This window comes from Streptomyces sp. NPDC052020 (genome assembly GCF_040680575.1).
Taxonomy (GTDB): Bacteria; Actinomycetota; Actinomycetes; order Streptomycetales; family Streptomycetaceae; genus Streptomyces.
Genome location: NZ_JBFAWY010000024.1, coordinates 36,717 through 48,942 on the forward strand (window position 1 = coordinate 36,717; position 12,226 = coordinate 48,942).

Genomic DNA, 12,226 nt, shown 5'->3' on the forward strand with positions numbered 1-12,226 from the left:
GTGCTTCGGTGCTTGGTGTGTTGCGTGTGGTGCGTGACCTGCTGGGTCTGAGGCCCTACGGCCGCTCGGGCCGGTCGCGATCACCGAACCGTCCCTCTATCTTCTGCTGAGCGGTGTCGACCTGGTCCTCGTACTTGTGGCCGGTCCTCTCGTTGACCTGCTTCTCCGCAGCGTCGGACATGCCCTTGGCCTTGTCCGGCGACACCTTGTTCTTCAGCTTGTCGAAGATGCCCATGCGCGACTCCTTCCGGAGGTGGTCCTCCACCGACGATACGCCGAATGGTGGAGGAATGCCGGATTTCTTCCGATGTGGTCTGGACCTCCCGGCGGCTACCGTTGCGGCAGGCGGCAGGGCCGGAGACAGTGGATCAGCGGGCAGGCGAGGGAGGGCGCACCGTGAGGTGTCGGAGGAGGGGTGGGGCGGTGACCGCCGTGGCGGTGGCGCTGCTCACGGTGGCCGGTTGCACCGAGGGGACCACCGGGGGCGGCGGGCCGGAGAGCACCGCGCGGACGGGAACGGCCCTCGCGGCCGTCGACTCGCTGACCGTGAAGGGACGCGCGCCCAGGACGGGGTACGACCGCGACAAGTTCGGCACGCCGTGGGCCGACACCGACGCCAACCGGTGCGACACCCGTGACGACATCCTCCGACGCGATCTGGAGGACGTGAAGTTCGGCGACGGCCGCTGCAAGGTGGCCTCCGGGGTGCTGGAGCCCGACCCGTACACCGGCCGCCGGATCGCCTTCATCCGAGGGCGCAGCCGGGTGGACATCGACCACGTCGTCGCCCTGTCCGACGCGTGGCAGAAGGGCGCCCAGCGGTGGGACGCCGCCCAGCGGGTCGCCCTGGCCAACGACCCGCTCAACCTGCTCGCCGTCGACGCGGGCGCCAACCGCGCCAAGGGGGACGGCGACACCGCGACCTGGCTGCCGCCCGACAAGGCGTACCGCTGCCCGTACGTCGCCGCCCAGGTCGCCGTGAAGAAGAAGTACGGGCTGTGGGTCACCGCCGCCGAGAAGGCCGCGATGAAGAGAGTGCTCGCCCGCTGCCCGGACCAGCCGCTCCCCGAGGGCGGCAACCCGACCCGGGCCCCCGAGCGGTTCCACGCGGACTGAACCCGCCGGCACGTCCCGGCGCCGGGCCCGGGCACCACCGGGACGGCAGGGGGTACCGGGGCGGGACCGTGCGCCGGGGGAGCCTCAGCCGGGTCCGGGCGGCAGCGGTACGCCGGGGAGCCGGGCCCGTGGTCGGGCGGTTCGGCCGCCGGGTCCCGCTGCCTAGGGTGGCTGTATGAAGCCGAAGATATCGACCCTCGCCGAACGGCCCGGCATGCGTGAGCGGATCCTCACCATGGCCGACGACTGGCCGCAGTTCGTGATCGAGGACCTGATGGGCAGCGCGCACTACCCGCGGATCTCCGCCGAACTGCCCGAATACGTGCTCTTCGCCGAGGATGAGCGGGGAGAGGTCGTCGCCCACGCCCACAGCGTGCCCTTCGCCCTCGGTGCCGAAGGCCGCGGCTCACTGCCCGCCCGCGGCTGGGACGAGGTGCTCGACTGGGCCTTCGGCGACCTGCGCCGCGGCGTGCGCCCGGACACCGTCAGCGCCGTGTCGGTCACCGTGGCGCCGCGCGTCCAGGGCCGCGGTCTGTCCGCCCTCCTCGTCGCCGCCCTGCGGGACAACGCCCGCGCCCTCGGCTTCCGGGAGGTCGTCGCCCCGGTCCGGCCCAGCGCCAAGCACCTCGAACCCCGGACGCCGATGCACGAGTACGTGCGCCGCGTCCGTCCCGACGGGCTGCCCCATGACCCCTGGCTGCGCGTCCACGCCCGGGCCGGTGCCACCGTCGACTCCATCGCTCCGGCGTCCATGACCGTGTCCGGCTCGCTGGAGCAGTGGCGCGAGTGGACCGGGCTGCCTTTCGATGCCCCCGGGGAGGTCGAGGTGCCCGGCGCGCTGGTGCCGGTGCGCTGCGAACCCGACCACGGGTACGCCGTCTACGTCGAACCCAACGTGTGGATGCGGCACACCCTGTAGTCCCGGCCCTCCCCGGCCCTCCGGGCCTCCCCGCCCGCCCATGCCGGGCCGGGGCGGTCAGCCGGTCTTCTTCCAGTCCTGGCAGCCGGTCGTCTTGAAGTACGCGTCCGAGGGACTGATCCTGACGACCGCCGTACCGGAGACGTTGTCGTTCGCGATGATCGAGTCGATCGAGTGGCCGGCGTCCTTGGCGCGCTCCCAGTAGCAGGAGTCGTCGGTGTTGCCCGTGGACTTGTAGGTGCCCGGCGCGATGTCGGCGCCGATCCGGAACATGCCGCCGTCCCCGGCCATCGTCGCGGCGGGGGTGCCCTTCGCCTGCGGGTCGACGGCCTCCCAGTCGCCGCAGCCGCTCGACTTGAAGATCTTGTCGGTGGGCTTGACCGTGACGTAACCGGTCCCGCTGACGTTGTCGTTGGCCAGCAGGGAGTCCAGCTCGCCGGAGGCGTCCTTGGCCCGCTCCCAGTAGCACATCCCGTCGGTGTTGCCGGTGGTGCGATAGGTGCCCGGCTTGACGTCCGTGCCGACCTGGAAGTCGCCGTTCCCCTCGAAGGCGGCCTTCTTCTCGTCGGCCGCCTGGTCCGCGTCCTTCTCGCCGCCCGTCTTCCCCTGCGCGGAGGCCGACGTGCCCTTGCCGCTGTCCGAGCCGCCGCCGTCTCCGCCGCCCGCGTTCGCCGACACGGCGCCGATGACGACGATCCCCACGACGGCGCCCAGCGCGACCTTGCCCTTCATGCCCATGCCTGCGTCCCCTCCCGATGCGGAAACCGCCGCCGACCGGCGGTTGATCGTTCGCTGCGTCAATAAGAACAGAGCCTGTGAATCGAGTCAACACGGTTCACAGGAGTCGTCGCGCGCACACGTGTAAACGCCTGGCTTACTTGTGCGCCGGTATGCTCGACGCCACGGTGCACGGGGGCAGGGGAACGGCCACGTGAACGGGCATGAGCGGGCACGCGGGCACGGCACGGGCGCGGGGACGAGGAAGAAGTGGGGCGGATGCAGGACAACGCGACGGAAGTGACCGCGGCGGGGATCGCCCGGCTCGCCGGCGTCGGCCGCGCGGCCGTGAGCAACTGGCGCCGCCGCCACGCCGACTTCCCCAAACCGGTCGGCGGCACCGAGACCAGCCCGTCCTTCGCCCTGGCCGACGTGGAGGCATGGCTGCGCGGGCACGGCAAGCTCGCCGAGGTCCCGCTGCGCGAACGCCTCTGGCAGCACCTGGCGGGCCATCCCGCGGGGCCGGTCACCGCGCTCACGCACGCCGGGTGCGCCCTGCTGCTGATCCACGACCGCCCCACCGTCTGGCTGGAGGTGAGCGCGGGCTCCGACGAGCGGCTCGCGGCGATGCTGCCGGGTGCGCTGGAGCAGGTGTTCACACCGCGCTTCGGAACGGCACCACGTCATGCGGCGACCGGCGCCGCCCCTGTGAACGACGGGCGGACCGAAGACACGGCCGCCACGGTTCACAGCCCGGCCGCACCCTCCGCCCCCGCGGGCCTCGCCCTCCCCGCCTCCGGCCGCCCCGGTCCCTCCGGCTCCGCCGGGGCCGCTCCCTCCGCCCCCGCCCTCCCCGTCCCCACGGGCCCCGAACTCCTCCCCTCCGCCCCCCTCCTGCGCGGCACCGCCGAACTGGCCGCCGAGCTGGGTGCCCGGCAGACGTTCGAGTTCCTGCTGGGGCGGCACCTGGACGCCAATCCCCGGCAGTACACGCTCACCCCGGCCGCTCTCGCCGACCTCATGGCCCGTCTCGCCGGCCCCGCCCGCACCGTCCTCGACCCCGCGTGCGGAGCCGGCGCCCTGCTGTGCGCGGCCGCCGCCGGCCCCGAACAGGCCGGCCAGGAGCTGTACGCCCAGGACGGCGCCCCCGAACTCGCCGCGCTCACCGCCCTCCGGCTCGCCCTGCACACCCGCGCCGCCGTCCGCGCCGCCGCCGGCGACACCCTGCGCGCCGACGCCCACCCGCACCTGCGCGCCGACGCCGTCCTGTGCCACCCGCCCTTCAACGAGCGCAACTGGGGACACGACGAACTCGCCTACGACCCCCGCTGGGAGTACGGCTTCCCGGCCCGCACGGAGTCCGAGCTGGCCTGGGTGCAGCACGCGCTCGCCCGCCTCGCGGACGGCGGCACGGCGGTCGTGCTCATGCCCCCCGCCGCCGCCTCCCGCCGCTCCGGCCGCCGTATCCGCGCCGACCTGCTGCGCCGGGGCGCGCTGCGCGCCGTCGTCGCCCTGCCGGCCGGCGCGGCACCGCCGTACAACATCCCCCTCCACCTGTGGGTGCTGCGCCGGCCCGGCAGGGCCGCCGCCCACCCGGAGGTGCTGCTCGCCGACGCGGGCCGGTTCGCCGGCGAGGGCCGCGGCGGCCCGGACTGGCCGGGCGTGCGGGAGGCGGTGCTCGGCGCCTGGCGGGCCTACGACCGGGCCGGCCGCCTGGACGAACGGCCGGGCCTGGCCCGCTCCCTGCCCGTGATCGACCTGCTCGACGACGACGTCGACCTGGCCCCCGCCCGCCATCTGCCGCCCCCGGCGGCGGCCGGCGGCGCCGAGCAGCTCGCCGGCGTGCGCGACCGCCTCGGCGAGACCCTGCGCCTGACCGCCGAGCTGACCCCGCCGCCCGCTGACGCCGCCCCGTCCGCGCCCCGCTGGCCGCTGACCACCGTCGGCGAACTCGCCCGCGGCGGCGCCCTGGTGCTGCGCACCGGCGGAAACGGCGGCCACGCGCGCGTGCCGGTCCTCACCGACCACGACGTCCTCGCCGGAACGGGTCCCTCCGGAACGTTGCCCGAGAGCGACGAGGAGGCGGTGCTGACCCAGCCCGGTGACGTCGTCCTGCCGGTGCTCGGCGGCGGCGCGGTGGCACGCGTGATCGACGAGGCGGCGAGCGGCGCCGCGCTGGGCCGCAACCTCGTCCTGCTGCGCCCCGACCCCGCCGCCCTCGACCCCTGGTTCCTCGCCGGCTTCCTGCGCGGCACCGCCAACACCCGCCAGGCCAGCAGCTACGCGTCCACCGCCACCCGCCTGGACGTGCGCCGCCTCCAGCTGCCCCGGCTCCCGCTCGCCGAACAGCGCCGCTACGGCGCCCGGTTCCGCGCCCTGGACGAGTTCGAACGGGCGCTCAAGCACGCGGGGCGCCTCGGCGAACAGCTCGTGCGGGGCATGTACGACGGCCTCACGGACGGTACGGTGGCGCCCGGCTGACGGACCGTTAACCCCTGCGGGCGGGTGCGGCGTGACCAGCGCGACAACGGTTCGGTACAACCCGGGACCGGTTGTCCGTGTCGGCCTATACGCTCGAAGCGACCTCGCACGACCGTCCGGTGCCGTCGGCACCGGACGCGCCCGCACGCCCCCTCACAGGCATCAGGAGCAGCCATGCACGGCCACGGCTACACGCAGCCGGTGAAGCAGCCGCCCCCGACGGGGTGGCTGGTCTTCCTGCGCGTGCTGTTCGTGACCCTCTCGATCCTCAGCCTCGGCTTCCTCACCTGGACGATGCCGCTGCGGCTGGCGATCGTGACCCGCAAGCCGCTCGACTGGGGCCTGTTCGCGGCCGTGCTGGCGGTCGACATCGTCAGCGTCGTCCTGCTGGGCAGCGAGCCCGGCGACGAGATCCACACCGCCGGCGGCTGGACCGGACTCGGCCTGCTGCTCGGCACGCTGGTCGTCGTGATCGCCTACTACCTCTCCGCGGACGTGCGCCACTTCCACCAGCTCCGGTACGGCGGCTTCGCCCCGCACCCGGCACCGGCGCCCGCACCGTCGTACGGCTACCCGCAGCCGCCGGCCCCGTACCCCGCCGCGCCTTTGGCCCCGATGCCCGGCCACCCCATACCCGCCCCCGCCCCGCACGCCCCGGCCGTGCCCCCGCCCCCCGCCTCCGCCCCCGTCCCCGCCCCGCCGCCCCGGCGTCCCGCGCCGGCCCGCATCGACCAGGTGCGCGCCGAGCTCGACGAACTCAGCGACTACCTGCGCCGGCAGGACGGCGGCCACGAGGGCGGACGGTGACCGTGGCGGCGGGACGGATCGTCGCCGGGCGGTACGAACTGGCGACGCTCATCGGGCAGGGCGGCATGGGCCAGGTCTGGACCGCGTACGACCAGCGCCTGGACCGGCGCGTGGCGGTGAAGCTGCTGCGCCCCGACCGGGTGGCCGGCCAGGAGGCGGACGAACTGCGCCGCCGCTTCGCGCGCGAGTGCCGGGTCACCGCGCAGGTCGACCACCCCGGCCTGGTCACGGTGCACGACGCGGGCAGCGAGGGCGAGGAGCTGTTCCTCGTCATGCAGTACGTCGACGGCGCCGACCTCTCCGACCACCTCGCCGAGCACGACCCCTACCCCTGGCCGTGGGCGGTCGCGGTCGCGGCGCAGCTGTGCGCCGTGCTGAGCGCCGTGCACGCCGTGCCGATCGTCCACCGCGACCTGAAGCCGCGCAACGTGATGGTGCGACAGGACGGCACGGTGACCGTCCTCGACCTCGGCGTCGCCTCGGTGATGGACGCGGACACCACCCGTCTCACCCACACCGGCACGCCCATCGGGTCGCCCGCCTACATGGCCCCCGAGCAGGCGATGGGCGGCGCGGTCGGCCCGTACACCGATCTCTACGCGCTCGGTGTCCTGCTGCACGAACTGCTCAGCGGCGACGTGCCGTTCGCGGGCTCGACGGCGCTCGGCGTGCTGCACCGGCACCTGTACGAGCCGCCGCTGCCCGTGCGCCGCGTCCGCCCGGAGGTGCCCGAGGCACTGGAGAGACTCGTCCTGCGCCTGCTCGCCAAGGACCCGCAGCACCGCCCGGCCTCCGCGCAGGAGGTGTACGAGCACCTGGAGCCGCTCCTGCCCGCGCGCGGGACCCCCGCCGGAGCGCCCCTCGACCCGACCCGCCCCTTCCTGCGCCCGCACGCCCCCTGGCCGGACCGCGCCCGCACCCCCGCCCCGCAGCCCGCCCCGGTGCCGCCGGTCACCGAGCGGGCCGGGAAACCGGACGTCGTCCGGGCCGTCGACGAGGTCAAGCGCCTGCTCGGCGAGGGCCGCATCACCCAGGCCGTCGACATCCTCGGCGCGATCCTGCCCGCCGCCGCCGAACAGCACGGCGAGCACTCACCCGTGGTCCGGACCCTGCGCAAGCAGTACGCGGCCACCCTCATGGACGACGGCCAGTACCGGCGCGCGCTGCCCGAGCTGCGCCGCCTCGCCGACGAACGCGCCGCCGAGGCCGGCCACGCCGACCCGCAGTCCCTGCGCTTCCGCCACGACGCCGCCCAGTGCCTGGAGCAGCTCGGCGAACCGGCGGCGGCGCTCGCCGAGTACCGGGCGCTGCTGCCGTACTACGAGAACCAGTACGTCGCCGCCGGCGACCCGGACCTCGCCCACGACGTCCGCCGCCGCATCGGCCACCTCCTGCTGGCCCTCGGCGACCGCGCCGCCGCCCACGACACGCTGGCCCGGCTCCACCACGACATCGAACACCTGCACGGTCCCGGGCATCCGCTCGCGGTGGAGATCCGCCGCACGCTGCAGTGGCTGGGCCAGGTGCGCGGCTGACCACCCGGCCGGCGCGCGCGGCGGTGCCGCAAGCCCCGGTGAATCGTTGGTCGAATGGGTTGGCCAGAGCTTGGCCACTGCCTACCATCGATCACCGCAAGACCTTGTGCACCGCCGCACAATCCCCCTGGGAGGTCCCCTTGCACCGCCGCCGTCGCACCGCGTTCCTCGTTACCGCCGCGATCGCCGCGGCGCCCCTCCTGACCGCCTGCGGTAACGACGCGCGCCCCGGCGCGGCGGCCGTCGTCGGCGGCCAGCGGATCACCGTCGCCCAGCTGGAGGACCGGGTCGGCGAGGTACGTGCCGCGCAGCGCGCCGCCGTGCGGGACGACGCCCGGTACGCGCAGGCCGTCGCCCGGACCGGCACCCTCACCCGCACCACCCTCCAGAGCATGGTCCTGGACCGGGTGCTGCACCGCGCCGCGCAGGACGCGGGCGTCACCGTCAGCCGCAAGGAGGTCCAGCGGATGCGCACCGGCCTGGAGCGGCAGGTCGGCGGCGCCCAGGCGCTGGAGACGGCCTGGCTGGAGCAGTACGACGTCGCGCCCGAACGCCTCGACGACAACCTCCGCCTCCAGCTGGAGGCCCAGAAGCTCGCCGAGAAGCTCGGCACCGACACCAGCCGGCCGGAATTCTGGAAGGCCCTGTCCGAGGCGTCGAAGAAGCTCGACATCGACCTCAACCCGCGCTACGGCACCTGGGACGCCGACAAGAGCAGCCGCGCCGACGTGAAGACGCCATGGCTGCGCGACGTGTCCGCGGCGGGCGCCGGGCAGACGGCCTACTAGCCGGCGGCCGGGCGGAGGGCCTCGCCGGCCCGCCCGGCCGCCGCGCCGGCCCTCCCGCGCACCCTGTGGACAACCCGGAGGCGCCCGGCGCCCGTGCGGCCCCGGGCGCCTGTGGACGACGCGCGGCCCCGTCGGCGGTGTGCGTTACGTTCGGAGCGTGAACGCAACCAGCTCCGCAGCCGTCCCCGACCCCGGCCGTATCGTTCTGCTCACCACCAGTCACCGCGTCGCCCCCGGCCTGCTGTCCTGGCCCGCCTGGCAGGCTCTGCGCGGGGCCGACCGCGTGCTGTGCGCGGACGGGGCACACCCGCAGCTGCCGTATCTGCGCGAGGCGGGGATAGCCGTCGACGAGGCGACCCCCACCGCCGAGGACCTGGTCGGCGCCTGCGCCGGGGGGCGTACGGTCGTGGTGGTGGCCACCGGCGAGGGCGAGCCGGCCCTCACCGACGGCCTGGCCCGGCTCGCCGGATCCGGCCGCGTCCGCATGCCCGAGCTGGAGCTGCTGCCCGCCTCCTACGACCTGCCGGGCGCCCGCCTGCTCGACCTCGTGCAGGTCATGGACCGCATCCGCGCCGAGTGCCCCTGGTCGTCCGAGCGGACCCACGAGGGCCTGGCGAAGTACGCCATCGAGGAGGCGTACGAGCTGGTCGAGGCCATCGAGGACGGCGACCGCGAGGAGTTGCGCGAGGAGCTCGGCGACGTCCTGCTCCAGGTCGTCTTCCACGCGCGGATCGCCGAGGAGGATCCGCAGGCCCCCTTCTCCGTCGACGACGTGGCCGCCGGCATCGTCGCCAAGCTGATCCACCGCCATCCGCACGTCTTCGGGGACGCCACGGCGACCACTCCCGAGGAGGTCAAGGAGCACTGGCTGCGCACCAAGGCGGTCGAGAAGCGGCGCACCTCCGTCACGGAGGGCATCCCGCTCGGCCAGCCCGGTCTGGCCCTCGCGGCGAAGCTGGCGTCCCGGGTCCGCACGGCCGGGCTCGACGTGCCGCTCCCGGCGGGGGAGGGCATCGGCTACGAGCTGCTGGCGCTGGCGGTGCGCGCGGAGGCGGCCGGGGTGGACCCCGAGGCGGCCCTGCGCAGCGCGGCCCGCGCGTACCGGGACGCGGTACGGGCCGCCGAGGGGGTGGCCGGCTAACGCCCCCGGGGGGCGTGGGAGCGCGTCGCCAACGCGCCGCCCCACCCCTCGCCCGGCGCTCCCGCACCCCCGCCGATACGGTCGGGGGGTGACCGACCAGCCCCACCGCACCACCCCGTCCCCCGCCCCGTCCGGGCCCGCCCCCGCCCTCTTCACCTGGGAGTTCGCCGCCGACCCCTACCCCGCCTACGCCTGGCTGCGCGAGCACGCCCCCGTGCACCGGACCACGCTGCCCAGCGGGGTGGAGGCATGGCTGGTCACCCGGTACGCCGACGCCCGGCAGGCGCTCGCCGACAACCGCCTCTCCAAGAACCCGGCGCACCACGCCGAGCCCGCGCACGCCAAGGGCAAGACCGGCATCCCCGGCGAGCGCAAGGCGGAGCTGATGACGCACCTGCTCAACATCGACCCGCCGGACCACACCCGGCTGCGCCGCCTGGTGAGCAAGGCGTTCACGCCCCGCCGCGTCGCCGAGTTCGCCCCCCGCGTGCAGGAGCTCGCCGACCGGCTCATCGACCGGTTCGCGCCCGCGGGAGAGGCCGACCTCATCCACGAGTTCGCCTTCCCGCTGCCCATCTACGCCATCTGCGACATGCTCGGCGTTCCCCGTGAGGACCAGGACGACTTCCGCGACTGGGCGGGCATGATGATCCGCCACCAGGGCGGCCCCCGGGGCGGGGTCGCCCGCTCGGTGAAGAAGATGCGCGGGTACCTCGCCGACCTCATCCACCGCAAGCGCGAGGCGCTGCCGCCCGAGCCCGGCCCCGGCGAGGACCTGATCTCCGGCCTCATCCGCGCCTCCGACCACGGCGAGCACCTCACCGAGAACGAGGCCGCGGCGATGGCGTTCATCCTCCTGTTCGCCGGCTTCGAGACGACCGTCAACCTCATCGGCAACGGCACCTACGCCCTGCTCACCCACCCCGGGCAGCGCGCCCGCCTCCAGCGGTCCCTCGCCGCCGGGGAACGCGGCCTGCTGGAGACCGGCGTCGAGGAACTCCTGCGCTACGACGGGCCGGTGGAGCTGGCCACCTGGCGGTTCGCCACCGAGCCGCTCACCCTCGGCGGGCAGGACATCGCACCCGGCGACCCGGTCCTCGTCGTCCTCGCCGCCGCGGACCGGGACCCGGAGCGCTTCGCGGACCCGGACACCCTCGACCTCGCCCGCCGGGACAACCAGCACCTCGGGTACGGCCACGGCATCCACTACTGCCTCGGCGCCCCGCTGGCCCGGCTGGAGGGCCAGACCGCGCTGGCCACGCTCCTGACCCGTCTGCCCGACCTGCGTCTGGCGGCAGATCCGGCCGACCTGCGCTGGCGCGGCGGGCTCATCATGCGGGGCCTGCGCACGCTGCCCGTGACGTTCACACCCGCCCCCTGACCGGCCCGCGAACCGACCGGCCGCCACCAAAAGGTGACAGCCGTTCACCTCTGTGATCTTCGTGTGATCTACGCGGCATGAACTTGTGACAAGTGATCGTATGCCTATACGTTCACGGATCAGCGCGGCGCCCAGCGTCACCCGCCGCGCGGTCCCTGTCGTCTCGCGAAAGGTCTCCGCATGCTCTCCGGGAACGGTCGTCACCGCCGCCCCCGCCAGGCTCCGGCCCTCGTGGTCGCCGCCGGAGTGACCGGCTCCGCCATCGCGATCCCGCTCCTGGGGGCCTCCGGCGCAAGCGCGGCCGACGGTACGACCTGGGACCGGGTCGCCGAGTGCGAGACCGGCGGCGCCTGGAGCGAGAACAGCGGCAACGGCTACTACGGCGGTCTGCAACTCACCCAGGACGACTGGGAGAAGTACGGCGGACTCGCCTACGCGTCCAGCGCCGACCAGGCCAGCCGTTCCCAGCAGATAAGAATCGCCGAGAAGGTGCTCGCCGCCCAGGGCATCACCGCCTGGCCGACCTGCGGTCTGCTGGCCGGCCTGAGCGGTGGTGCCGGGTCGGCCGCCGGCGGCACGGGCCTCGCGGACGGCGCGTCCTCCGCGTCCCCGGACGCGTCCGGCGGACCGGACGGCACGACGTCCACCGAGTCCACCGATTCGCCCGAATCATCCGGTTCGTCGAGCTCGTCGGGGTCTTCCGACTCGTCCTCCTCCGCGGATCCGTCCGCGTCGCCGGACTCCTCCGCCGGCTCCGCGGAATCCGAAAGCTCCGCATCTTCCGAATCCTCCGGAACACCCGAATCATCCTCTACGCCACCCCGCTCCGGCCCTTCTGACGCGCCGTCGAACACGGGGGACGAATCGCCGAAGCCGGACACAATAGCTGATTCCGCTTCCGGTGGCGCCTCCGGCTCCACCCGGGCTCCGGCCGCCCCCGAAGGCGGCGGATCGGGCAACTCCGGCCAAGAGGGCGCCATTTCCGGCCTGACGGACACCGGGTCGTCCGGCGGCGGCCGCCATCGCGGCACCAGCGCCGACGAGAACCCCGCCGACCGCCGCGGCGGTGCCTCCTCCGGGCGGCACGCCTCGCGCGGCGAGGAGGCCGCGCGCGAGGCCGTCGACGGCTCCTATACCGTCCGCCGCGGCGACAGTCTGTGGGCCATCGCCGACTCCCTCGACCTCGGCGGCGGTTGGCAGGGGCTGTACGCCGGCAACAAGGAGACGATCGGCGCCGACCCGGACCACATCCTTCCCGGTCAGAAGCTTGCGGTCACGGCCGAAACGGGCGAAAAGTAGCGGGAGTTCGCGCCCGGGTTCGGGGGTGATGTCCGTTATAAA

At 74.5% G+C, this 12,226-nt stretch carries 11 protein-coding genes; 9 read left to right on the forward strand and 2 right to left on the reverse strand.

The annotated features are described in order from the left end of the window. Positions 1 to 55: 55 nt before the first annotated feature. Positions 56 to 235, reverse strand: a complete 180-nt coding sequence (locus tag AB0L74_RS23430) for an antitoxin (protein WP_365655575.1) — start codon at positions 233 to 235, stop codon at positions 56 to 58. A gap of 188 nt (positions 236 to 423) precedes the next feature. On the opposite strand from AB0L74_RS23430, the gene AB0L74_RS23435 reads away from it, so the two are divergent. Continuing rightward, entirely contained in the window at positions 424 to 1,116 is a 693-nt protein-coding gene (locus AB0L74_RS23435) for an HNH endonuclease family protein (RefSeq protein ID WP_365655578.1), read from the forward strand. A gap of 175 nt (positions 1,117 to 1,291) precedes the next feature. Beyond that, positions 1,292 to 2,035: a GNAT family N-acetyltransferase gene (locus tag AB0L74_RS23440; RefSeq protein ID WP_365655581.1), complete on the forward strand. Its 744-nt coding sequence runs from the start codon at positions 1,292 to 1,294 to the stop codon at positions 2,033 to 2,035. 57 nt (positions 2,036 to 2,092) lie between these two features. Here AB0L74_RS23440 and AB0L74_RS23445 read toward each other — a convergent pair whose 3' ends face one another. Beyond that, positions 2,093 to 2,773 carry a hypothetical protein gene (locus AB0L74_RS23445; protein ID WP_365655584.1) on the reverse strand — a complete coding sequence of 227 codons (681 nt, stop codon included), beginning with the start codon at positions 2,771 to 2,773 and terminating at the stop codon, positions 2,093 to 2,095. 258 nt (positions 2,774 to 3,031) lie between these two features. On the opposite strand from AB0L74_RS23445, the gene AB0L74_RS23450 reads away from it, so the two are divergent. From AB0L74_RS23450 to AB0L74_RS23480, 7 genes are all read left to right on the forward strand, one after another. Next, positions 3,032 to 5,233, forward strand: coding sequence for an N-6 DNA methylase (locus tag AB0L74_RS23450; protein WP_365655587.1), 2,202 nt, complete (start codon positions 3,032 to 3,034; stop codon positions 5,231 to 5,233). A gap of 174 nt (positions 5,234 to 5,407) precedes the next feature. Beyond that, complete coding sequence (locus tag AB0L74_RS23455) at positions 5,408 to 6,040, forward strand: hypothetical protein (RefSeq protein ID WP_365655590.1); 633 nt, start codon at positions 5,408 to 5,410, stop codon at positions 6,038 to 6,040. A gap of 17 nt (positions 6,041 to 6,057) precedes the next feature. Beyond that, positions 6,058 to 7,575, forward strand: a complete 1,518-nt coding sequence (locus AB0L74_RS23460) for a serine/threonine-protein kinase (RefSeq protein WP_365655768.1) — start codon at positions 6,058 to 6,060, stop codon at positions 7,573 to 7,575. A gap of 140 nt (positions 7,576 to 7,715) precedes the next feature. After that, positions 7,716 to 8,363, forward strand: a complete 648-nt coding sequence (locus AB0L74_RS23465; protein WP_365655593.1) for a SurA N-terminal domain-containing protein — start codon at positions 7,716 to 7,718, stop codon at positions 8,361 to 8,363. A gap of 157 nt (positions 8,364 to 8,520) precedes the next feature. Next, on the forward strand, positions 8,521 to 9,504 hold the full coding sequence (locus tag AB0L74_RS23470; protein WP_365655596.1) for a nucleoside triphosphate pyrophosphohydrolase: 984 nt from the start codon (positions 8,521 to 8,523) through the stop codon (positions 9,502 to 9,504). A gap of 88 nt (positions 9,505 to 9,592) precedes the next feature. Further along, positions 9,593 to 10,885 (forward strand): cytochrome P450, encoded by a 1,293-nt coding sequence (locus AB0L74_RS23475; RefSeq protein ID WP_365655599.1) that lies wholly within the window; start codon positions 9,593 to 9,595, stop codon positions 10,883 to 10,885. A 180-nt stretch (positions 10,886 to 11,065) separates the two neighbouring features. Further along, positions 11,066 to 12,184, forward strand: coding sequence for a transglycosylase family protein (locus AB0L74_RS23480; protein ID WP_365655602.1), 1,119 nt, complete (start codon positions 11,066 to 11,068; stop codon positions 12,182 to 12,184). Positions 12,185 to 12,226 lie beyond the last annotated feature (42 nt).